18 protein-coding genes and 1 riboswitch are annotated in these 22,543 nt (G+C 68.2%); of the genes, 4 read left to right on the top strand and 14 right to left on the bottom strand.

Annotated features, from left to right (window positions below):
• Positions 1-91: 91 nt before the first annotated feature.
• From trmD to AC1DRO_RS13725, 8 genes are all read right to left on the bottom strand, one after another.
• Entirely contained in the window at positions 92-955 is an 864-nt protein-coding gene (trmD, locus tag AC1DRO_RS13760) for a tRNA (guanosine(37)-N1)-methyltransferase TrmD (RefSeq protein WP_476951219.1), read from the bottom strand.
• Positions 956-1,573: a ribosome maturation factor RimM gene (rimM, locus tag AC1DRO_RS13755; protein WP_476951218.1), complete on the bottom strand. Its 618-nt coding sequence runs from the start codon at positions 1,571-1,573 to the stop codon at positions 956-958.
• A 123-nt stretch (positions 1,574-1,696) separates the two neighbouring features.
• Positions 1,697-1,939 carry an RNA-binding protein gene (locus tag AC1DRO_RS13750; RefSeq protein WP_018773450.1) on the bottom strand — a complete coding sequence of 81 codons (243 nt, stop codon included), beginning with the start codon at positions 1,937-1,939 and terminating at the stop codon, positions 1,697-1,699.
• Position 1,940: 1 nt separating this feature from the next.
• The gene (rpsP, locus tag AC1DRO_RS13745; RefSeq protein WP_026266438.1) at positions 1,941-2,366 is read right to left on the bottom strand and encodes a 30S ribosomal protein S16; all 426 of its coding nucleotides are present in this window, start codon (positions 2,364-2,366) and stop codon (positions 1,941-1,943) included.
• A gap of 218 nt (positions 2,367-2,584) precedes the next feature.
• Positions 2,585-3,022 (bottom strand): hypothetical protein, encoded by a 438-nt coding sequence (locus tag AC1DRO_RS13740; protein WP_459385099.1) that lies wholly within the window; start codon positions 3,020-3,022, stop codon positions 2,585-2,587.
• A 580-nt stretch (positions 3,023-3,602) separates the two neighbouring features.
• Positions 3,603-4,478: a VOC family protein gene (locus tag AC1DRO_RS13735; protein ID WP_476951217.1), complete on the bottom strand. Its 876-nt coding sequence runs from the start codon at positions 4,476-4,478 to the stop codon at positions 3,603-3,605.
• Between the two features lie 75 nt (positions 4,479-4,553).
• Positions 4,554-5,660, bottom strand: a complete 1,107-nt coding sequence (locus AC1DRO_RS13730) for an amidohydrolase family protein (RefSeq protein ID WP_476951216.1) — start codon at positions 5,658-5,660, stop codon at positions 4,554-4,556.
• A gap of 3 nt (positions 5,661-5,663) precedes the next feature.
• Positions 5,664-6,164 (bottom strand): GNAT family N-acetyltransferase, encoded by a 501-nt coding sequence (locus tag AC1DRO_RS13725; protein WP_476951215.1) that lies wholly within the window; start codon positions 6,162-6,164, stop codon positions 5,664-5,666.
• Between the two features lie 74 nt (positions 6,165-6,238).
• A riboswitch (TPP riboswitch) is annotated at positions 6,239-6,346 on the top strand.
• Between AC1DRO_RS13725 and thiC the strand changes: the two genes are divergently transcribed.
• Positions 6,342-8,192, top strand: a complete 1,851-nt coding sequence (thiC, locus tag AC1DRO_RS13720; RefSeq protein WP_476951214.1) for a phosphomethylpyrimidine synthase ThiC — start codon at positions 6,342-6,344, stop codon at positions 8,190-8,192. (Overlaps the previous riboswitch by 5 nt.)
• Here the strand turns inward: thiC and AC1DRO_RS13715 are convergent.
• Positions 8,189-8,923 (bottom strand): alpha/beta fold hydrolase, encoded by a 735-nt coding sequence (locus tag AC1DRO_RS13715; RefSeq protein WP_229992666.1) that lies wholly within the window; start codon positions 8,921-8,923, stop codon positions 8,189-8,191. The genes thiC and AC1DRO_RS13715 overlap by 4 nt on opposite strands.
• Positions 8,924-8,994: 71 nt before the next feature.
• Positions 8,995-10,584 carry a signal recognition particle protein gene (gene ffh / locus AC1DRO_RS13710; protein ID WP_476951213.1) on the bottom strand — a complete coding sequence of 530 codons (1,590 nt, stop codon included), beginning with the start codon at positions 10,582-10,584 and terminating at the stop codon, positions 8,995-8,997.
• A 152-nt stretch (positions 10,585-10,736) separates the two neighbouring features.
• On the opposite strand from ffh, the gene AC1DRO_RS13705 reads away from it, so the two are divergent.
• Complete coding sequence (locus tag AC1DRO_RS13705; RefSeq protein ID WP_028276848.1) at positions 10,737-12,125, top strand: glucose-6-phosphate dehydrogenase; 1,389 nt, start codon at positions 10,737-10,739, stop codon at positions 12,123-12,125.
• A 191-nt stretch (positions 12,126-12,316) separates the two neighbouring features.
• Here AC1DRO_RS13705 and AC1DRO_RS13700 read toward each other — a convergent pair whose 3' ends face one another.
• Together AC1DRO_RS13700 and AC1DRO_RS13695 are read right to left on the bottom strand one after the other, a co-directional pair.
• On the bottom strand, positions 12,317-12,655 hold the full coding sequence (locus AC1DRO_RS13700) for a P-II family nitrogen regulator (RefSeq protein ID WP_028276847.1): 339 nt from the start codon (positions 12,653-12,655) through the stop codon (positions 12,317-12,319).
• On the bottom strand, positions 12,652-14,034 hold the full coding sequence (locus tag AC1DRO_RS13695) for an ammonium transporter (RefSeq protein ID WP_243177164.1): 1,383 nt from the start codon (positions 14,032-14,034) through the stop codon (positions 12,652-12,654). Before AC1DRO_RS13695 ends, AC1DRO_RS13700 begins: the two co-directional genes overlap by 4 nt.
• 251 nt (positions 14,035-14,285) lie before the next feature.
• Between AC1DRO_RS13695 and AC1DRO_RS13690 the strand changes: the two genes are divergently transcribed.
• The gene (locus AC1DRO_RS13690; RefSeq protein WP_476951212.1) at positions 14,286-15,536 is read left to right on the top strand and encodes an MFS transporter; all 1,251 of its coding nucleotides are present in this window, start codon (positions 14,286-14,288) and stop codon (positions 15,534-15,536) included.
• 164 nt (positions 15,537-15,700) lie between these two features.
• Entirely contained in the window at positions 15,701-17,407 is a 1,707-nt protein-coding gene (locus AC1DRO_RS13685; protein ID WP_476951211.1) for a hypothetical protein, read from the top strand.
• Positions 17,408-17,485: 78 nt separating this feature from the next.
• On the opposite strand, the gene ftsY is transcribed toward AC1DRO_RS13685, so the two are convergent.
• Complete coding sequence (ftsY, locus tag AC1DRO_RS13680) at positions 17,486-18,697, bottom strand: signal recognition particle-docking protein FtsY (protein ID WP_476951210.1); 1,212 nt, start codon at positions 18,695-18,697, stop codon at positions 17,486-17,488.
• Positions 18,698-18,785: 88 nt separating this feature from the next.
• Complete coding sequence (gene smc / locus AC1DRO_RS13675; protein ID WP_476951209.1) at positions 18,786-22,430, bottom strand: chromosome segregation protein SMC; 3,645 nt, start codon at positions 22,428-22,430, stop codon at positions 18,786-18,788.
• Between the last annotated feature and the right edge of the window lie 113 nt (positions 22,431-22,543).

Here is a 22,543-nt window from a genome sequence, read left to right as displayed (position 1 = left end):
TGGTAGCGCTCCCCCTGTGGCAGGTTCGCAACCCAGCAGGCACAAGGACTAATTTTGCCACATTTTGTGCGGGTTAGCCCAATCCCGGCGGTTAGGCGTCGGGACGGCGCAGCAGGCGGCCGTCGACGACGTCGTACCCCAGGTCGGAGAAGGCCGTACGGTCCGCGCGCGGCAGCTTGCCGGCGTCGAACTCCACGAGGAGGTCGGGGCGCCGTTCGGCGGTGCGGCGGTACTGCTCGTGCCGGCGCCACTGGGCGATCTTGCCGTGGTTGCCGCTCAGCAGCACAGCCGGGACGTCCCGGTCCCGCCAGCTGGAGGGCTTGGTGTAGACGGGGTATTCGAGGAGCCCGTCCGAGTGGGATTCCTCCACGAGGGACTCGGGGTTGCCGACGACGCCGGGCAGCAGCCGGCCGATGGCTTCGACCATGGCCAGCACGGCGACTTCGCCGCCGTTGAGGACGTAGTCCCCCAGGCTCATCGGGCGCACCGTGAAGTGCTCCGCGGCCCATTCCAGGACCCGTTCATCGATGCCCTCGTAGCGCCCGCAGGCGAACACCAGCTGGTCTTCCTCGGCCAGTTCGTGCGCGGTGGCCTGGGTGAAGCGCTCCCCCGCCGGCGACGGGACGATCAGGACGGGCTTGGCGGCACCGTCCGGGCCGGCAGAGTCTGGGGTGCCGGCGTCGTCAGGGGCGCCTGAGCCGTCAGGTGCGCCGGCGTCCCCGGACCGCCCGGCGGCCACGGCGGTGAGGGCCTGCGCCCAGGGTTCGGGCTTCATGACCATGCCGGCGCCGCCGCCGTAGGGGGTGTCATCGACCGTGCGGTGCCGGTCGGTGGTGAAGTCCCGCAGGTCATGGACCTTGAGGTCCAGCAGGCCGTCCTGGCGGGCCTTGCCGATCAGCGACAGCTCCAGCGGGGCCAGGTACTCCGGAAAGATGCTGACGACGTCGATTCTCATCTACGCGTTGCCCTGCTCTTCGGAGTTCCGGGCCGCGGCACCTTGGGCTTTGGGATCCTGGGCTGCGGGGTTTTGGGCATCGGGGTTTTGGGCCTCGGGCGCCTCGTCCGTGTTGACTTCGAACAGTCCGGGCGGCGGGGTGACGAGGACGTACTTTTCAGCCACGTTAACCTCGGGCACAATCTGCTCGACAAAGGGGATCAGGACTTCCGTGCCGTCGTCCGTGGTGACGACCAGCAGGTCCTGGACGGGCAGCGTGTGCAGCGCCGAGACCTTGCCGACCACATTGCCGCCCACGCGGACCTCCAGGCCCACGAGCTCGTGCTCGTACCAGCCCTCGTCGTCGTCCTCGGCGCCGATGTCTTCAGTTTCGATGAATAGCTTGGCGCCGCGCAGGGTCTCGGCCTCGTTGCGGGTCTCGATCTCGTCAAAGGCCAGCAACAGGATGTCCTTGTTCCAGCGGGCGCTGAACACCGTCAGCGGCCCGGCCGAGGCGGGTTCCACGATGAACTGGGTGCCGGGGACAAAACGGTCGCCGGGCGCGTCGGTGAGCACCTGGACGGTCACTTCGCCGCGGATGCCGTGGGGCTTGCCGATTCGTGCCACCTGGAGCTGCATCTGTTCCTCTGTTCGGGGTTGGTGATTCTGTATTCTCTGGTGCGGAATAACGGGAAAACAGTCCGGCCCCTCCACCATTATCTGGTGAAGGGGCCGGACTCAAGACAAGTAGTGCTGAAAGCGTTACCGGCGGCGGTCGGTGTCGACGACGTCGACCCTGACCGGCTCGCCGTCCGCCAGCGCCGCAACCACAGTGCGCAATGCGCGTGCGGTCCGGCCCTGCCGGCCGATCACCCGTCCGAGGTCGTCCTGATGAACGCGCACCTCGAGGGTTTCCCCGCGGCGGTTGTTCTTCGCACTGACCTTGACGTCCTCGGGGCTGTCAACAATCCCGCGGACCAGGTGTTCGAGCGCTTCTGCCAGCAATTTACTCAGCCTCGGTGGTCTCTGCTTCGGCGGCGTCGGCGGGAGCCTCGGCAGCTTCGTCCTTCTTGGCCTTCTTGGTGATGGCTTCCGGGATGATCACGGAACCCTTTTCCGGGGTAACGAAGGCAGCCTTGGGAGCCTTGGTCTTCAAGGTTCCCTCCTGGCCCGGGAGACCCTTGAACTTCTGCCAGTCACCGGTGATCTTCAGGATCGCGGCAACCTGCTCGGACGGCTGTGCGCCGACGCCGAGCCAGTACTGGGCACGGTCCGTGTCGACCTCGATGTACGAGGGCTCTTCGGTCGGGTGGTACTTGCCGATCTCTTCGATAGCACGGCCATCACGCTTGGAGCGTGAGTCCATGACGACGATGCGGTAGTACGGTGCGCGCATCTTACCGAAGCGCTTAAGGCGAATCTTTACGGCCACTTTTGTGGTCACTCCTGTTTCTGAAACGGGGTCGAGCCCGGCGTTCTGCACCCGTGGGGCGGGCCGTACTTGGGGGTTCTAAAGGACAAGATCCAGACGCGGAGAGAGGGGCCACGCAGATCGAGTACCTGTTCATTGTGCCAGATCACCGGCAGGATTTCGACTTGACACGAGCTTGGCGCACCACCGCGCGGCCTGGAAGCGGCCTCGAGGGCCGGTCAGGACGTCCAGACGAAGAGGCCGGACCTGGTGGCGGGGTCGACGCCGGCGGCGAGCTCGGCAATCCGGCGGACGTAGTCCCGGGCCTCGTCCGGACCGAAGGGCATGTCCTCCTCGGCGGCCCAGTTGGCGGCGACATCCTCCAGGACGTCACCCTCCCCTTCGGTTTCATAGCTGAGCAGTTCCGCCAGCGTGCGGACCATTGCCGCCGGGACGCCGAGCAGCGAGTCGCTGGCCACGTCGACCATGGCCAGTTCATAGTCCGCGCCCGGGGCGTGCACGGCGACGCCGGCGAGGTCCCCCAGCCGCTCCACCTCGAAGTCGCTGATCTCCGGGATGCGGACGGCGCCCGGGGCGGCCGGGCTGCCGCCTTCCAGTGCGCCGGCGCGCTTGAGGGCTTCTTCGTGGGTGGACACAAAGAGTTCGGTGAATCCCATGCAGCTGGTCCTTAGGGTTCGGCGGTCCGCAGACCGCTGTTTTCGACGTCGCTTCAGCCTAGCCGCTTCAGCATGGCCCCGCCCCGCCCGCTGGACATGCCCTCCCCTAACCCTGAGCACTGGACATATGGCAGCTATGTCCATTCGCGACTGCGGGCACTGGGCATGTTCCGAAGTCCCGCCTGGGAACAGTGGACATGTCCCTCGCTGGCCCGGTGAACCCTACCCGGCCCGTGGACATGCCCTCCCCTAACCCTGAGCACTGGACATATGGCAGCTATGTCCATTCGCGACTGCGGGCAATGGACATGTTCCACTGTCCTGCTGGCGAAGAGTGGACATGTCCTTCGCTGGCCCGGGGAAACCGACCAGGGCCCGCTGGGCATGCCCCGTCCTGACAGCAAGGAATGAACATATGGCAGCTACGTCCATTCCCGGCGGCGAGCAATGGACATGTTCCGGAGTCCCGGTCCCGAGCAATGGACATGCCCAGCGGTCCCGCCGGCGAAGAGTGGACATGTCCAGCGGAAAGCTGTGCGCGCTGGACACGCCCAGCGACCAGCTTGCCTAGGGAGAACTTCTAGCGCACGGCGACGCGGATCCGGTTGCGCCACGGATCCTCGAAGCGCAGCTCGGCGCCGGTGTGGTGGGATTCGACGCCGGCAACCTTGAGCCGGTCGGCCAGGGCCGCGACGTCGTCGCCGGAGGGCACCTCGATGAGGACTTCACCCAGGCCCAGCGTGTCGCGCCGGGGACCCGCGCCGCGGCTGTTCCATACGTTCATGGCCATGTGGTGGTGGTAGCCGCCGGCCGAGACGAACAGCGCCTGGCCGTGCCAGCCCGCGGTCTTTTCGAAGCCGAGCGTGCCTACATAGAAATCATGCGCCGACTGGACGTCGCCGACCTGCAGGTGGACGTGCCCGACGCCGGCGGCGCCCTGGCGCTGGCCTGCCACGGACTCCTCGGTCAGGTATTGCTGCAGGTAGCGCTGCGGCGGCAGGGCGAGACTGTCCATGACGACGTTCTTGCCCTCCCAGGACCACGCCGCCCGCGGCCGGTCCCAGTACAGCTCGATGCCGTTGCCTTCGGGGTCGTTGAAGTAGAACGCCTCGCTGACGAGGTGGTCCGCGCTGCCCGTGAAGGACTGGGGCTCGTACTGGGCCGCGGTGGCGATGGTGGCCGCCAGGGAGTGCTGGTCCTCGAAGAGGAGGGCGGTGTGGAAGAGCCCGGCCTCGCCACGGGAAGGAAGAAACAGGTCCGGGGCAGGCGCCAGATGCACCAGCGGCTTCTGCTGGCGCCCAAGGTAGAGCCCGCCGTCCTGTTCGGCCACGGTCTCCAGGCCGAGGGCGCGCTGGTAGTAGTCGGTCATCAGCTTCATGTCGCCGACCTTGAGCATCACGGTGCCCATGGTGAGTTCGGCAGGAAGGAGGTCTTGGGTGCTGGCTTCTGCGGTCATGGCAACGCTCCGTGGATTTGTTAGCCGCCGGCCTTCGGCGACTCTATATAAAGCTAAATTACTTGAAGCTTCAATTTATTCCTCATGACCGCCTGGCGCCCGGTCCACCGGCAGCCCACGCAGCACGATATGCCGGATCTGGCGGAGCGTGGCCGGATTGCTCCGCGGATCCTCGGCGGTGACGAGGACATCAGCACTTGCCCCTTCACCGATGGACTCCGCGCCGAGCCAGGTCCGCGCCGACCAGCTCGCGGAGTCGAGGGCGGCAGCGGCGGTAAGGCCGGCGGCGTGCAGGGCCTGGATCTCGTCCACGATCCTGCCATGGCTGATCACGCTGCCGGCGTCGGTACCGGCGTAGATTGCCACCCCGGCCTCGTGGGCTTCGAGGATCCGCTCTGCCCGGCGCTCCCACAGCGAGCGCATGTGGGCTGCGTAGCGGGGGAACTTGGCCGCCGCCCGGGCGGCGATGTCCGGGAACGTGGCGATGTTGATCAGGGTGGGCACGATCGGAACACCCTGTTCGAGGAAGCGCGGCAGGTGCCGCGGCAGCAGCCCGGTGGCGTGCTCGATGCAGTCGATCCCGGCGTCGAGCATGTCATCGAGGGTGTCTTCGGCGAAGCAGTGTGCGGTGACGCGGGCCCCCTCATCGTGGGCGGCCCGGACGGCGTCCTTGACCGTCCGGGCGGGAAAACTGGCGGCGAGATCGCCGGCGTCGCGGTCGATCCAGTCCCCCACGAGCTTGACCCAGCCGTCGCCCGCGCGGGCCTGCTTCCGCACGGCCTCGACGAGATCCTCCGGCTCGACCTCGACGGCCAGGCCCGGCAGGTAGCGCCGGGTCCTCGCGAGGTGCCGGCCCGAGCGGATGATCCGGGGAAGGTCCACGCGTTGCTGGAGCCAGCGTGTGTTGTGGACGGCGCCGGCGTCGCGGACCAGGAGCGTCCCGGCGTTGCGGTCCGCCAGGGCCTGGAATTCCGCGGTGTCCTCGGTAACGTCCCCGCCCGGGCCGAGGCCGATGTGGCAGTGTGCGTCCACGAGACCGGGCATGACCCAGCCGTCCAGCACGAGCTCCGGCGCGGCCGCGGGCCGGCGAAAGGTCAGCCTGCCCTCCACCGACCACAACCCGTAGCAGACCTGGTCCGCCGCCGTGAGGATGGGCCCGCTGAACTCGATGATGCTGGTCATGGCCTAAAGCCTAATCCGCATGGCAATCCGCGGGCCCAGATCATCGAGCCCCAGCTGCGCTTCGTGGATCCGCAGGGCAGCCAGCGCCTGCCCGGGCCGGGCGATTTCCTCGAACCCGCAGCCCGCGTAAAACGGCGCATTGAACGGGACGCCGGCGAAGGTGCAAAGCGTCATCCATGAATAGCCGCGGCCCCGGGCCGCATCGAGGGCCGCCTCCACCAGGGACCGTCCGATCCCCCGCCTGCCAAAGTCCGGCTGCACGGAGAGTTGCTCCAGATGGGCCTGGCCGCCGAGTTCGTCAACGCGGGCAAAGCCTACGGGCGGAGTTCCGGCGACAAGTATGAACAGCGGCTCGACCGGCGCCGTCAACTGCGGAGCCGGGAGCGGCCGGTTCCCCAGTTCCTCTATGAGGACGGCGTCTGCTGCGGCCTCGAAAGCCGGCAGCGCCGGGAGATCTTCCGGCGTCGCGGTCCGGATGCGGGGCAGCGCCTTGGGCAGAGTCACCGTGCCACGTTAACACCGCGGCCCGCCGCCCGCGTCACACTCGACGGCCGGCCGGAGGTGCGTGGTAGCTTCGTCTACGACCACACGGGTGCCCCTGCAGGGGCTGAGATCGGGCTGACGCAGCCTGCGACCGTTGAACCTGTCCGGGTAATGCCGGCGAAGGAAGTGAGTATTTCCGTGAACTCCCAAGTGACACAGCACAGCCCTGCCCACAATGAGTCAGCCCCCACTGGGCCAGCCCAGCACGGGTCTGCCCCAAGCCAGCCTCCGGCCCCCACACAGTCGCTGAAGTCCCACTCGCTGGCCTTCAGCACGGACCCGGAGCACGGCATCCGCGTGCCGGTGACCGAGATAGCCCTGGAACCCTCCCCGGGCGGCGTCCGGAACCCGCCGTTCCGGGTCTACCGCACTGCCGGCCCGGGCAGCGATCCCGTCCGCGGCCTCGAGCCGTTCCGCACGCCCTGGATTGAAGCCAGGGCGGACACCGAACCCTACGCCGGCCGCGAACGGGAGCTGCTCGACGACGGCAAATCGGCGGTGCGCCGCGGTGCGGCGTCGGCCGAGTGGCGGGGCGGCCGGCCGGTGCCGCGCCGCGCCGTTGAGGGCAGGACCGTCACGCAGATGCGCTACGCCCGGGACGGCGTGATCACCCAGGAAATGCGGTTCGTCGCGCTGCGGGAGAACTGCGATGTGGAGCTGGTGCGCAGCGAGGTGGCCGCGGGCCGCGCGATCATTCCCAACAACGTCAACCACCCCGAATCCGAGCCGATGATCATCGGCAAGGCGTTCCTGGTGAAAATCAACGCCAATATCGGCAACTCCGCCGTGACCAGCTCCATCGCCGAGGAGGTCGACAAACTCCAGTGGGCCACGCAATGGGGCGCGGACACCGTCATGGACCTCTCCACCGGGGACGACATCCACACCACGCGCGAGTGGATCATCCGCAACTCCCCCGTCCCCATCGGAACGGTCCCGATCTACCAGGCGCTGGAGAAGGTCAACGGCGAGGCCAACGCCTTGACCTGGGAGATCTTCCGGGACACCGTGATCGAACAGTGCGAGCAGGGCGTGGACTACATGACCATCCACGCCGGCGTGCTGCTGCGCTACGTGCCGCTGACGGCCAACCGGGTCACCGGCATCGTGTCCCGCGGCGGCTCCATCATGGCCGGCTGGTGCCTGGCGCACCATCAGGAGAATTTCCTCTACACCCACTTCGACGAGCTGTGCGAGATCTTCGCACGCTACGACGTCGCGTTCTCCCTGGGCGACGGGCTGCGGCCCGGCGCGACGGCGGACGCCAACGACGCGGCACAGTTCGCCGAACTGGACACCCTGGCCGAACTCACCCAGCGGGCCTGGGACTTCGATGTGCAGGTCATGGTGGAGGGCCCCGGGCACGTGCCCTTCCACCTCGTCCGGGAAAACGTGGAACGCCAGCAGGAACTCTGCAAGGGCGCCCCGTTCTATACGCTCGGGCCGCTCGTCACGGACATCGCACCGGGCTACGACCACATCACCTCGGCGATCGGCGCCACCGAGATCGCCCGCTACGGCACCGCCATGCTCTGCTACGTCACGCCCAAGGAACACCTCGGGCTGCCGAACAAGGACGATGTGAAGACGGGCGTGATCACTTACAAGATCGCGGCCCATGCCGCGGACCTCGCCAAGGGCCACCCCGGCGCGCACGAACGCGACGATGCGCTGTCCAAGGCGCGGTTTGAGTTCCGTTGGCGGGACCAGTTCGCGCTGTCCCTGGACCCGGTCACGGCCGAGGCCTTCCACGATGAGACGCTTCCCGCGGAGCCGGCCAAGACAGCCCACTTCTGTTCGATGTGTGGTCCGAAGTTCTGCTCCATGCGGATCAGCCAGGATATCCGGGACGAATACGGTTCAGCTGATTCGCAGGCGGCCCTGGCGCAGATGGCGGCCGGAATGCGGGCGAAGAGCAACGAGTTCCTCGCCTCGGGCGGCAAGGTCTACCTGCCGCAGCCCTCGGTGGGAGGACGCGCAGCTTCCTAGGAGGCCCGGGCGTGCTGGTGCCGGCTGACCTCGGCGATGTAGGAGCGGATGGCCCGGTCCCCTTCGGCTGAATCCTGGGGCCGGTGCCCTCCCGGCGCCGTGCGGTGCAGGGCGCCGGTCTCGCGCAGGTAGCCGGCGATTTCCTCATACAGCGGTTCCCAGCCGCCGGTCAGGACCAGGGTCGGCACCCCCGGCACGATCTGCAGCGGGGCTTCCCACGGCGGCGCCTGCAGGCGGAGCCGGCGCGCAGCCCGGAGGGCCTCCGGCGTCGTGGCCCCGGGGGCGTCCGCCGCGAACGCGCGGCGGATGAACTCCCGCTGGAAGTCGTCGTCGCTGAGGTTGTGGCGGACGTCGAAGAGCGGCTGCATCAGGGCCCGGTGCGCGGCGGTGGCCGGGAGCTCCGCGGTCAGGGACAAGCAGGCCGGTTCCACCAGGGTCAGCGACTGGACGAGGTCGGGCCGTTCGACGGCGGCCATCATCGCCGCGATCGCGCCCTGCGAATGGGCCACCACGTGGCCGCCAGCCTCGCCGCGGCCGTCGTCTGCCAGCGAGGCGAGCACGATGGCGGCGTCGGCGGCGAAGTTGGATTCGAGCGGTTCCGCGACGGCGTCAAACCCGTGCCGCCGCAGGAACAGGGCGTCGTAGTCCAGCGCCATTCCGTGCTGTTTTGGCCACGCGGCGGCGCCGAAGCTGCCGTCCCCGTGGACGAAGACTACGCGCTGCTTGAACATTGTCTAACCCTATGGCACTCCAGTGCTGATGCCGCCGGCGACACAGTGCCGGCGGCCGTCAGCACTTATGGCTACTTGCTGCCGCCGAGGAACTTGTCGAAACCCTTGGGCAGGTTCAGCTGGGACGGATCGAAGTCGGCGCCCTGCTGGCCGAACGACGCGCCGGTGGGCAGCGCCTTGGGGCCGGCGGCGCGCCGGGCCTCGGCGTCGCGCAGTTCCTGCGCCGCCTTGGCCGGGTTGCCGGAGCGGGCCTTCTTCTTGGGCGCGGATTTGGCTCCCTTGCGGGCTCCGCCCCCGCCGCCCATGCCGGGCATTCCCGGCATGCCGGGCATCCCGCCGCCGGCGGCCATCTTCTTCATCATCTTCTGGGCCTGGGCAAAACGTTCCAGCAGTCCGTTGACCTCGGAGACGTGCACGCCGGAACCGCGGGCAATACGGGCCCGGCGGGAGCCGTTGATGATCTTCGGAGCCACGCGCTCGTGCGGGGTCATCGAGCGGACAATGGCCTCGACGCGGTCGATCTCGCGCTCGTCGAACTGCTCCAGCTGCTGGCGGATGTTCTGCGCGCCCGGCATCATCATGAGCATTTTCTTCATGGAGCCCATGTTGCGGATCTGCTGCATCTGGGCGAGGAAGTCATCGAGGGTGAAGTCTTCCTGGTCGGCGAACTTCTGCGCCATCCGGGCGGCTTCATCCTTGTCCCAGGACTTCTCGGCCTGCTCGATCAGGGTGAGGACGTCACCCATGTCGAGGATGCGCGAGGCCATGCGGTCCGGGTGGAAGAGCTCGAAGTCGTCCACGCCTTCGCCGGTGGAGGCGAACATGACCGGCTTGCCGGTCACCGACGCGACGGAGAGCGCGGCGCCGCCGCGGGCGTCGCCGTCGAGCTTGGAGAGCACGATGCCGGTGAAGTTGACGCCCTCGTCGAAGGCCAGGGCCGTGTTGACGGCGTCCTGGCCGATCATGGAGTCGATCACGAACAGGACTTCGTTCGGGACGATCGCGCGGCGGATCTGGCGCGCCTGCTCCATCATGTCGGCGTCGACGCCGAGACGGCCGGCGGTGTCCACGATCACGACGTCGTGGAGGGTGCGCTTGGCTTCCTCGACGCCGGCGCGGGCGACGGCGACAGGGTCGCCGGCAGGGTGGTCCAGCTCGGTGGACGTGGCGCCCGGGTGCGGGGCGAAGACGGGCACGCCGGCGCGCTGGCCGACCACCTGCAGCTGGGTGACGGCGTTGGGGCGCTGGAGGTCGCAGGCCACCAGCATCGGGCTGTGGCCCTGGGACTTGAGCCACTTGGACAGCTTGCCGGCCAGGGTGGTCTTGCCGGCGCCCTGGAGGCCGGCCAGCATGATGATGGTGGGTCCGGTCTTCGCCAGGCGGATCCGGCGGGTTTCGCCGCCGAGGATCTCGACGAGTTCCTCGTTGACGATCTTCACGATCTGCTGGCTCGGGTTCAGCGCCCCGGAGACCTCGGCGCCGAGGGCACGCTCGCGCACGCGGCCGGTGAACTCCCGGACGACGGGCACAGCGACATCGGCGTCCAGGAGGGCACGCCGGATCTCCCGGACTGTGGCGTCAACGTCCGCCTCGGTCAGGCGGCCCTTGCCACGCAGATTCTTGAAGGTTGCTGTCAACCGGTCAGAGAGTGAATTGAACACGCGCCGTGCACTTCTTTCAGTGGATCTACAGGTGGCGGCCGGTGCGGCACGCCAGCGTCGCGACTGGTATTCGCCTGGACGAACCGCCTCGACAACAGGACTCGACTATCTAGGGTACCAAGATGCGCCTTCAAGATGGCATGCTGGCGTAGGTGACCAGCCAAACAACTGTAAAAACCCTGCTCATCCTGGGCGCTTCCGGCGATCTCACCGGAAGGCTCCTGTTACCGGGGCTTGCCCGCCTGGTGTCCCGGGGCCGCGCCGACGGCCTCACCCTGGCGGGAGCGGGATCGGACCCCTGGACGCCGGAGCAGTGGCTTGGCCGGATCGAGGAGTCGTTCGCGGACGAGGACTCCAAGGCCGACGCCCACGGCAAGCGGGAGCTCAAGCGGATCCGCAAGGAGAGCACCTACCACCAGCTCGATGTCACAGCCGAGGGCCAGCTCGCCGGGCTCCTGGCGCAATTGGAGGGGCCCGTGGCGGTCTACTTCGCCCTGCCACCGCGGGTCAGCCAGCTCGCGTGCGAGGCCCTGGCGCCGGAGGACGTGCCCGCCGGCACCCGGCTGGTCATGGAGAAGCCGTTCGGCTCCGACGAGCAGTCGGCGCGCCACCTGAACAAGACGCTGGCGGCGCTGGTCCCGGAGGACCACATCCACCGCGTGGACCACTTCCTCGGCAAGGCAACGGTCCTGAACATCCTTGGCTTGCGCTTCGCGAACACGTTCCTGGAGCCGGTGTGGAACCGGCAGAACATCGAAAAAATCGAGATCATCTTCGACGAGGACCTCGCCCTCGAAGGCCGCGCCCGCTACTACGACGGCGCCGGGGCGCTCCGTGACATGATCCAAAGCCACCTGCTTCAGATCATGGCCCTCATGGCAATCGAGCCGCCGGCATCCGTGGACGAACGCGATCTCCGCGATGCCGTGGCCACCGTGCTGCGGGCCAGCAGCATCAAGGCCCCCTACCGGCAAAGCAGCCGCCGGGCCCGGTACACGGCGGGTTCGATCAACGGCCGGGACATTCCGGACTACGCCAAGGAGGAGGGCGTGGACGCGTCCAGGGGTACTGAAACCCTCGCCGAGGTGCAGGTGGAGATCGACAACTGGCGCTGGCAGGGCGTGCCGTTCATCCTGCGTTCGGGCAAGGCGCTGGGCCAGAAACGCAAGGAGGCCGTGGTGACCTTCCGGCCGGTGCCGCATCTTCCGAAGGGGTTCACCGGTGTGGACGCCCCCAACCAGCTGCGGATCGGCTTTGGCCCGGACACGCTGCAGTTCGACGTCGACGTGAACGGACCGGGCAATGTCCTGAGCCTGGACCGGGCCACGCTGCAGGCCGAACTGAGCGCCTCCGAACTCCTCCCCTACGGTGAAGTGCTCGAGGGCGTGCTGACCGGGGATCCGCTGCTCTCGGTGCGGGCTGACACGGCCGAGGACTGCTGGCGCATCCTGGCGCCGGTGTTGAAATCCTGGACCGCCGGGCATGTCCCGCTGGAGGAATATCCGGCCGGGACCCCGGGGCCGGAGGGCTGGCCGGCCTAGATTCGTCCCGGCAGGGCCCGCGCGGATCCGGCGGTGCGCCGGAGCCGACACAGCAGCAACGACACAGCAGCACCGACCAGGCAGCAACGACACAGTGGGCCGGATACCTTCTCAGGTATCCGGCCCACTGTGTCAGTGCCGTGTCAACGCCGCTGTGTCTGTTGGCCCTAGCGGCATGGAGCGGGGAGCAACTAGATCGCTGCCGAACCACGTTCTCCGGTACGGACCCTGACAGCTTCGAACACATCCATCGTCCAGACTTTTCCGTCGCCGGCCCGGCCGGTGTTGGAACTGGCGATGATGACATCCAGGATGTCGTCCGCCTGTTCGTCGGTGGCCAGGACTTCCACCCGGATCTTTGGCAGCAGGTCCACGTTGTACTCGGCCCCGCGGTAGACCTCGGTGTAACCGCGCTGCCGGCCGTAGCCGCTGGCTGCGCTGACCGTGAGGCCCTGCACACCGTAGGCTTCCAGGCCTTCGCGAATAGCCTCAAGCTTTTCCGGTCGGACGATTGCCGTGATCAGTTTCATGCCCCCACACTTTCCTTGCCCGTTGCGTTCTGCTTGCCGTTGGACGCGGCGTCCACCGGCACTTCGGCGGCTGTGCCTTCCTCCTGCGGCTCGCCGCCCATCGGCTTGCCCGTGATCAGTTCGTGCAGCGGCTGGAAGCTGCCGCCGTGCCCGCCGACGCCGAACTCGTAGGCGGTCTCGGCGTGCAGGCTCAGGTCCACACCGACAACTTCCTGTTCCTGGGAAACCCGGAAGCCCATGAGCTTGTGGATCGGGAAGGCGATGATGAAGGTCATCACGGCGGTGAAGACGATGGCCATCATTGCCGCGAGGGTCTGGGCGACCAGCTGCGTGGTGCCGCCGCCGTAGAACAGGCCCGCGGCGCCCTGGGTCGGGGTGGCAAGGAAGCCGATTGCGACCGTGCCGACAACACCGGAGACGAGGTGGACGCCGACGACGTCGAGCGAGTCGTCGTAGCCGAACTTGAACTTCAGGCCGACGGCGAGCGCCGAAGCCACACCGGCCACGACGCCGAGGGCGATCGCACCAAGCGGGGAGACGTTGGCGCAGGCCGGGGTAATGGCGACCAGGCCGGCGACCACGCCGGACGCGGCACCGAGGGAGGTCGGGTGACCGTCGCGGAAGCGCTCCACGGCGAGCCAGCCGAGCATGGCTGCGGCCGGGGCGGCCAGGGTGTTGATCCAGATCAGGCCGGCCTGCTCCACAGTGGCAGCGGCACCGGCGTTGAAGCCGAACCAGCCGAACCACAGGATTGCGGCGCCGAGCATGACGAACGGAATGTTGTGCGGGCGGTGGTTCGGGTCCTTGCCGAAGCCCTTGCGGTTACCGATGATCAGGACCAGGATGAGACCCGCGACGCCGGCGTTGATGTGGACCACGGTGCCGCCGGCGAAGTCGATGACCGGCGCAAACGTCTGGCCGAACCATCCATTGGCGGAGAAGAGTCCGCCGCCCCAGACCATGAAGGCCATCGGCGCGTAGACCAGGGTCGCCCAGATGGGGGTGAAGACCACCCATGCGGAGAATTTGGCGCGGTCGGCGACCGCTCCGGAAATCAGGGCCACCGTGATGATCGCGAAGGTGGCCGCGTAGCCGACCTTGAGCAGGTCGGCCGGCTCGGTGAAGTTGTGCAGGCCGAAGTGGCTGAACGGGTTGGCGAAGATCTGGTAGAAGTTGTCTTCGTTGGTCGTAGCCATCGAAGCGCCCCACAGGATCCACATGATGCCGACGGTTCCAATGGCGACGAAGCTCATCATCATCATGTTCAAAGCCGACTTGGCGCGGGTCATGCCGCCGTAGAAGAATGCCAGGCCCGGGGTCATGAACAGCACGAGTGCCGCGGCGACCAGGAGCCAAACGAGACCTGCGGTGAGTTCCATGGTCTACGTCCTCTCTTGCTATTAGGTGCGGAGTAGTCCGCCGGTCCCAACGCATTTATTTGCGTTCTAGAAAGAGTTTCGCGGGGCAGTGTTTCGCTGGCGGAGGATTTACATTGCCGGGTTGTTACAAGAACCTCCCGGACGTAAATGGTGCATCTCACATTTGTTACGGTTATGTTTCAGCGGATTATTCCCGCACTTGTTGGACCCGCCGCCAGCCCGCACCGCATCTTCCCAAGGACGAACGCATTATGAGCAAGACCTCCCGCCCCGCCGGCGACGCCGCAGCCGAGGTCCCTTCCCGGGCCCCGGGCCGTTCCCGGCTGCCCCGGGACATCAAGGTGATGCTGGTGGCGGCCTTCCTGATTGCGATCGGTTTCGGCCTCGTGGCACCGGTTCTGCCCCAGTTCGCCACCACGTTCGACGTCGGGGCGACCGCGGCGGCGGTGATTGTGAGCATCTTCGCTTTCATGCGGCTCGTCTTCGCACCGGCCGGCGGCGCCCTGATCGTGAAGCTGGGCGAACGGCCGGTCTATGTGGCCGGGCTGCTGATCGTCGCGGCGTCCACGGCCGCCTGCGCCTTCGCCCAGAATTACTGGCAGCTGCTGGTCTTCCGCGGCCTCGGCGGGGCTGGTTCGGTGATGTTCACGGTGGCGTCCATGGCGCTCGTGGTCCGGCTCGCGCCGCCGGAAAGCCGCGGCCGGGTCTCCGGGGCCTATGCCTCCGCCTTCCTGATCGGCAACGTCTGCGGCCCCATCGTCGGCGGGATGCTCGCCGGTTTCGGTTTGCGGGTGCCGTTCCTGGCCTATGCGGCGGCCCTGGTGCTGGCCGCCGTCGTGGTGCAAACCCAGCTCAGCCATGTCCCCGCCGCCTCGCGGCAGCCCGGCGCCACGGCCCCGGCGATGGAACTGCGGGACGCGCTGCGGGACAGCGCCTACCGGGCCGGCCTGTTTTCGAGCTTTGCCAACGGCTGGGCCACCTTCGGGGTGCGGATGGCCACAGTGCCGCTCTTCGCCGTCGTGGCGCTCGGCGCCGGTCCGGAATCGGCCGGCTGGGCCCTGGCGGTGTTTGCCGGCGGCAACGCGGTGGCGCTGACGTTTTCCGGCCGGCTCGCGGACAGCCTCGGCCGCAAGCCGCTCCTGCTGGCCGGACTGCTGGTCACCGGCACCGCCACGGCGGCCATCGGCTTCACACACCAGCTGCCCTGGTTCCTGCTCGCCTCCGCCTGCGCCGGGATCGGCTCCGGATTGCTCGGACCGGCCCAGCAGGCCGCCATCGCCGACGTGATCGGCAACGAGCGCTCGGGCGGCCGCGTCCTGGCCGTCTTCCAGATGGCTTCCGACAGCGGCGCGATTGTCGGACCGGTGGTGGCCGGGCTGCTGGCGGACCGGCTGGGCTACGGCTGGGCCTTTGGGGTCACTGGCGGCATCCTGTTGGCCGCCGCCGCCGTGTGGTTGCCGGCCCGCGAAACGTTCCGCCGGCCGGCCCCGGACCGCGCCTGACCTGCGGCGTTGCCGCCGGTGGTCCGGTCCGGGCAGCAGCGCCTCAGCCGTGACCTCGTCCGGGACCGTGCACGGGACGTTGTCCAGGGCCTTCCGGTCAGCGGCGGCCTCCGCCCTTGGCTAAGCTGGGGGCACGTGCCACAAACTTCCGGAGGTAATCCCCCATGGCCAAATTCGACTCTTCCCCCGGGAAAGCCGAAAGCCCCGACCCCGCCCAACCCGCCAACCCCGGTAAGAGTGCGGGCACAGGCGCGGGAAGCAGGAAGCGCGCAGGGCTGATCGCCGGCGCCGGAATAGTCGCCGTCGCCGCAGCAGTACTGGTTCCCCTCGCGCTCGGAAACCCGACGCCGGGACCGCCGGCCGCTTCTTCCCCGGCCCAGTCGGCACCGGCGCCCGCCCCTGCCGAGGTGGGACCGACCGTCACCTATTACGCGCAGCCGGGTCCGCCGGCCGGGTCGCCGCTGGAAAAGGTTGAGCCCCTCAAGGTCGATGTCTCCAATGACCTCGTGGGCACTTCCCTGAACAAGGGCATGGCGGGAATTTCCCTGGAGGCCACGGATCTGGCCGATCCCGACCTCAGCAGCGACAACGCGACGATGGTCAAGCTGCTCAAGGAGATCGACCAGCCGGTCCTGCGTTTCGGCGGCAACGCCGTGGACCGGCGTTTCTTCTGGACCTCCAGCGGCGAGGCCGTCCCCGCCGACTACAAGGGTGACAAGACGCACCCGGTCAAGGCCGTGGGCCCGGCAGACCTGGTCCGGCTCAAGACCCTGCTGGACGCCGGCGACGCCAGGGTAAGCCTCACGGTGGATCTGGGCCACTACAACCCGGCGCGGGCTGCGGACATGGCCAAGAACGCCTCGGCGATCCTCGGCAACCGGCTGCTGAGCATCACCGTGGGCAATGAGCCCAACGGCTTTGTGTTCAACGATGTGAAGTCCGGCAGCGGCTACAGCCTGGATCAGTACATTCGGGAATTGAAGGACTACGCCAACGCGATCTATGCAGTGGCGCCGAACGTGCCCATCTCCGGCCCGGGCACCTACGACCAGAAGTGGTGGCAGCCGTTCGTCGATGCGGACCTCCCGCAGAAGAAGATCTTGACGTTCCACCACTACCCGCTCTCCAACTGTGACGGCAGCTTGCCTCAGGATTCGCCTACCTTGGCAAACGCGATGAGCCGAACGATGCACGACCGTGGCGTCGACTACCAGAAGGTGGCCCTCGCAGTGGGTCGTGCCGCCGGCCTGGAAACCTGGATTCCGGAAACCGGGATCTCGGCATGCCCCGGTTCCAATGAGACCTCCCGTACCCACGCATCTGCGCTGTGGGCGGCAGACTATGCCCTCACCGCCGCCCAGCTGGGCATCACCCGAATCGGCTTCCACAGCTCGCTGCTGACGTGCAAGGGCGGCCCGCCCCTGTCCGCCATCTGCAGCGCCGGGGCCTACCCGTTCGGCAATGGCCAGATGTCCGGCCGGGCCAACTTCTTCGGCATCTCCATGGTGGCCGAGCTCGAGGCCGGCAAGTTCATGAAAGTGAACAGCACCGGAGGCGGCCCGACGTTCAGCTACGCGCTGCAGAACGCCGACGGCAGCACCAGCGTGGTGATCATCAACGAAAACGACCCCCAAAAGGCCGCGCAGACTTCCGTCACCCTGAACCTTCCGGGCAAACCGGTCACCGGGACCATGACCCAGCTCAGCGGACCCAGCTACGCAGCCGAGGACCAGACCGTCATCGATGGCGCCAAGACCGAGCCCACGCCCCTCACCAAGCGCGCCACGGTACCCGGCTTCGCGTTCAAGTCCCAGACGCAGGAGTTCAAGCTGACAGCCGGCACAGTGACGGTCCTGAACTTCAAGTACTAGCCACTCGAACAAAGAGTGCCCCGGCCCTGTCTGAACTCACAAGACAGGACCGGGGCACTCTTTTTGTTGCGGTGCGCGCTAGTTCAGCAGCGCATCCACGAAGCCTTCGGCCTCGAACGGCGCGAGGTCGTCGGCGCCTTCGCCCAGGCCGATCAGCTTCACCGGGACCCCGAGGGATTTCTGGATGGCGACGACAATCCCGCCCTTGGCGGTGCCGTCCAGCTTGGTCAGGACGATCCCGGTGATGTTCACGACCTCGGAGAACACCCGGGCCTGGTTGAGTCCGTTCTGGCCGGTGGTGGCGTCCAGGACCAGCAGCACCTCGTCCACCTCGGCCAGCTTTTCGATGACCCGCTTGACCTTGCTGAGCTCGTCCATGAGGCCCACCTTGTTCTGCAGGCGCCCCGCGGTGTCGATCATGACGACGTCGACTTCCTGGTCGATGCCGGCCTTGACGGCCTCGTAGGCCACCGAGGCCGGGTCCGCCCCGTCGATGTCCGACTTCACGGTGGGCACGCCGACGCGCTGGCCCCACGTGGCCAGCTGCTCGGCGGCGGCAGCGCGGAAGGTGTCCGCCGCGCCCAGCAGCACGTCCTTGTCCTCGGCCACGAGCACGCGGGCCAGCTTGCCCACGGTGGTGGTCTTGCCAACGCCGTTGACGCCGACAACCATCATGACGGCGGGCTTGTCGCCGTGGCGCTCGACGTTCAGGCTCCGGTCCATGGTGGGATCCACGAGCTTGATGAGTTCCTCCCGGAGCAGGGCCTTGACGTGCTCAGGGTCCCGCGTGCCCATCACCTTGACGCGTTCGCGGAGCGAGTCCACGAGCTGCATGGTCGGTTCGGTGCCGAGATCGGCCAGCAGCAGGGTTTCCTCGACCTCATCCCAGACGTCTTCATCGATCTTGTCTGCCGAGAGCAGGGCCAGGAGCCCCTTGCCCAGGATGTTGTTGGACTTGACCAGCCGCTCGCGCAGCCGCATCAGCCGCCCGGCCACCGGCAGCGGGGTTTCCACCGGCACGGTTTCCAGCCCGGCTGCGTCGTCCGGAACTTCGAGGGTTGGTTCTTCGAGTTCGACGCCGTCCGGCGAGGTCCGTGCCGGTGCCGGCGCCTGCGCGGGACGGTCCTCCACAAGGGTTCCGGCTCCCGGGGCCCCAACGGGGTCGTTTGCGTCACGCGGGCCGGTGTAGGTCTTGGCGCTCTTCCGGGTCTTCATGAGCACCGGGATCAGCACACCGAGGACCACCAGGACAGCGAAAATGGGCAGAATGATGGGGAGGATATCGTTCACTCCCCTAGCTTCTCACAAACCCCAAATGGGCCGTGGCCAGCGCTTTTGTTGCGCGCGGACGCCGTCGTGCCGGGACCTGGACGTTTGCCTAGATCTCCGCTCTGAGCCGCTGGCTGATCACCGTGGAGACGCCGTCGCCGCGCATTGTGACGCCATAGAGGGCGTCGGCGACTTCCATGGTGCGTTTCTGGTGGGTGATGACGATCAGCTGGCTGGATTCGCGGAGTTCTTCGAAGATGGTGATGAGCCGGCCCAGGTTGGTGTCATCAAGCGCGGCCTCGACCTCGTCCATGACGTAGAAGGGCGACGGCCGTGCCTTGAAGATGGCCACCAGCAGCGCCACGGCCGTCAGGGAGCGTTCGCCGCCGGAAAGCAGCGAGAGCCGCTTGATTTTCTTGCCGGCCGGGCGGGCTTCGACCTCGATGCCGGTGGTGAGCATGTCGGTGGGGTCGGTCAGGACCAGCCGGCCCTCGCCGCCGGGGAACAACCGGGCGAAGACGCGGACAAACTGCCGGGAGGTGTCCTCGAACGCCTCGGCGAAGACCTTCTGGACGCGGTCGTCGACTTCCTTGATGATGTCCAGCAGGTCTTTGCGGCTGGATTTCAGGTCTTCGAGCTGGGTGCTGAGGAACTGGTGGCGCTCCTCAAGCGCGGCGAACTCCTCGAGCGCCAGCGGGTTGACCTTCCCCAGGGCCGCGAGGTCGCGTTCGGCGCGTTTGAGCCGTTTTTCCTGTTCCGCACGGACGAAGGGCTTGCCCTCGGAAATCTCGCGTCCGTCCTCGTCCACCGGGGCGCGGAGTGCGGCCCATTTGTCCGCCGAGTCGCCGGCAGGGACCGGGACGGGCTGGTCCGGTCCGTAGTCGGCTACGAGCTGCCCGGCAGTCAGCCCGAGCTCCTCCACGCTCTTCAGTTCCAGCGCCTCGATCCGCAGCCGCTGCTGCGTGCGGGCGAGCTCGTCGCGGTGCACGGAGTCGGTGAGTTCGGCCAGTTCGCGGGCCAGCGCGTCGTTGCCGCTGCGGACCCCGGCCAGTTCACGGTCCATGGCGTCCTTGCGTTCCTCGGCGCTGTCCCGCTCGCGGCGGGCCAGCTCCACGGACACGTCGATGAATCCGATGACCTGCTGCACGGCGACGGCGACGGCGGCGGCGCGCCGGGCCTGGAGCCGGCGGCGGCGGGCCCGTTCGGCGGCTTCCTCACGGGCGCGGCGTTCGGTGGCGGCGGCCCGTTCCAGCGACGCCGCCCTGTTTCGGGTGGCCGTGAGCTGTTCCTCGGCGCTGCGCAGGGCGAGCCTGGCCTCCATCTCGGCCGTGCGGGCCAGCGATGCGGCCAGGGCCAGGGCATCCCGGTGCTCCGGGGAAGGTTCCTGCTCCGCGGGGGCCTCTGAGGCCGCGGCGAGCCGGGCCGCCACCGCTTCCAGCGCACCTTGTTCGCTGACAATCTGGGCCTCAGCCCTGGCCAGGGACGCGGCCAGCCGCTCACTTTCGGCGACGGCGCTGCGCAGCACCGCGTTCAGGTGGCCCAGGCGTTCGGCGACGGCCGCGAGTTTCGCGTCGGAGTCGTGGAGTTTCGCGAGGGCCGCGTCGGCACGGTCCTGGGCTTCGGCGCGCCGGGTCCGGGCGGTGGAGAGTGCGAAGCGGTTGCGTTCGAGCGCGGCGGTGACGGCGGCCAGCTTCGACGCGGCGTCGTCGACAGCGGCCTGGACTTCCAGCAGCGACGGCGCCGACGCGGACCCGCCGGTCACGGTCAGCGCCGTGAAGACGTCCCCGGTCCGGGTCACGGCGGTCAGCTCGGGACGCGCGGCGATCAGCTGCGCTGCGGCATCCAGGTCCTCGACGACGGCGACGCCGGCCAGCAGGGCGGGCAGCGGCAGGCCGGCGGCGTCCGGTGCCGCAGCCGACACAAGATCCACCAGATCGACAGCCCAGCGCGCGCCCGCGGGAAGCGTGCTGCCGCCGGTTAATGCATCGGCCGACAGCGCATCGGCCACCGGCGGCGGGGACCCGGCCGGGGGGCCGGCCAGCAGCAGCGCGGCACGGCCGGCGTCGTCCGCGCGCAGCAGCCGCACGGCAGCGGCGGCCGTCTGCTGGTCCCGGACCACCACGGCGTCGGATGCGCTGCCGAGTGCGGCGGCGACGGCGGCCTCGAATCCGGGATCCACGGTGATCATGGATGCCAGCGATCCCAGGACCCCGTCGGCCAGGTCCCCGGCTGCCGCGCCGAGCACATGCCCGGAGCCGTCTTTGCGGTTCAGGCCCAGCTGGAGGGCATCGCGGCGGGCCATGAGGGCACCACGTTCCCGCTCGCCTTCGCGCTCGGCCGCCTTCAGGGCGTCAATGTCGGCGATGATGGTTTCAAGGGCCTCGCTCGCGGCCTCGTAATCGGCGTCGAGCGATTCCTCGCCGTCCTCGACCCCTGCGACCTGCGCTTCCAGGGCCGTGAACTCGCTGTGCGCCTGGCGGCGGCGCTCCTCGCCGGCCTTTTGCGATTCGCGGAGACGGCCGAGCTCGGCCTGGGCAGACTCGACACGGGACCGTGCCGCGCCGACCTGCCCGGCGAGCTTGGCCAGGCCTTCACGCCGGTCCGCGGCGGCCCGGAGCAGGGCCGCGAGCCGCTTGTCCTCGGCGGCGGCGGCCTGTTCCGCGGCGTGTTTGGCGGCTGTCGCGGCGTCCAGGGCCTCGGTGCGGTCCAGGATCTGCCGTTCCAGCCCGGCCTGCTCGTCGCGGACGCGGGCGGCCTGCTGCTCCAGCTGGTCCGGGTCCCGGCCTGGGTCCGGAACCACGTCCGCGGCGCCGAGCAGGCGGCGGCGTTCCTCAGCGAGCGAACCGAGGGAACGGAGCCGTTCGCGCCCGGAAGAGAGCGAATACCAGTTCTCCCGCGCGGCGTTCAGCGCGGGCGTGGCCTCGGCCGCGAGCCCTTCGAGGATGACCTGGCGCTGCCGCCCGGCCTCGAGGTCGCGTTCGACGACGGCGCGGCGTGCCTTGAGCGCCGATTCATCCGCCACGTCCTGCGCCAGCGCGGACTGCAGCGCAACGAGGTCGTCGGCCAGGAGCCGTGAGCGGGCGTCACGGACCTCGAACTGGACGCTCTGGGCGCGCCGGGCCACCTCGGCCTGTTTGCCCAGCGGGGTCAGCTGCCGCCGGATTTCGCCGGTGAGGTCGCTGAGCCGGGACAGGTTGGCCTGCATGGCTTCGAGTTTGCGGACCGTCTTTTCCTTGCGGCGGCGGTGTTTGAGGATGCCGGCGGCCTCCTCGATGAAGCCGCGCCGGTCCTCGGGGGTGGCGTGCAGGACCTTGTCCAGCTGGCCCTGGCCGACAATCACGTGCATCTCGCGGCCCAGGCCCGAGTCAGAGAGCAGCTCCTGGATATCGAGCAGCCGGCATCCCGCGCCGTTGATGGCGTATTCCGAGCCGCCGGTCCGGAACAGCGTGCGCGAGATCGTGACCTCGCTGTATTCGATCGGGAGGGCGCCGTCGCTGTTATCGATGGTCAGCGAGACGTGCGCCCTCCCGAGGGGCGGCCGGCCCGAGGTGCCGGCGAAGATCACGTCTTCCATCTTGCCGCCGCGGAGGGTCTTGGCTCCCTGTTCGCCCATGACCCAGGCCAGCGCGTCCACCACGTTGGATTTGCCCGAGCCGTTGGGGCCCACCACGGCGGTGACGCCCGGTTCGAATTCAAAGGTCGTCGCCGAGGCGAACGACTTGAATCCCCGGACGGTCAAACTTTTCAGGTGCAAGGCGCTTCGGTTCTCCTGGTCGGCGGACTGGTCCGCTGTCCGACGAAAGCATGATTCGGACGGACACGGGGGTTCCGGGGCGGTCCCGGATACTTACAATCTACTGCGCATCT

Source organism: Arthrobacter sp. P4_F11 (assembly GCF_056401395.1).
Note: the sequence above shows the minus strand (reverse complement) of the source record. Positions and strands in the feature narration are given on the sequence as shown.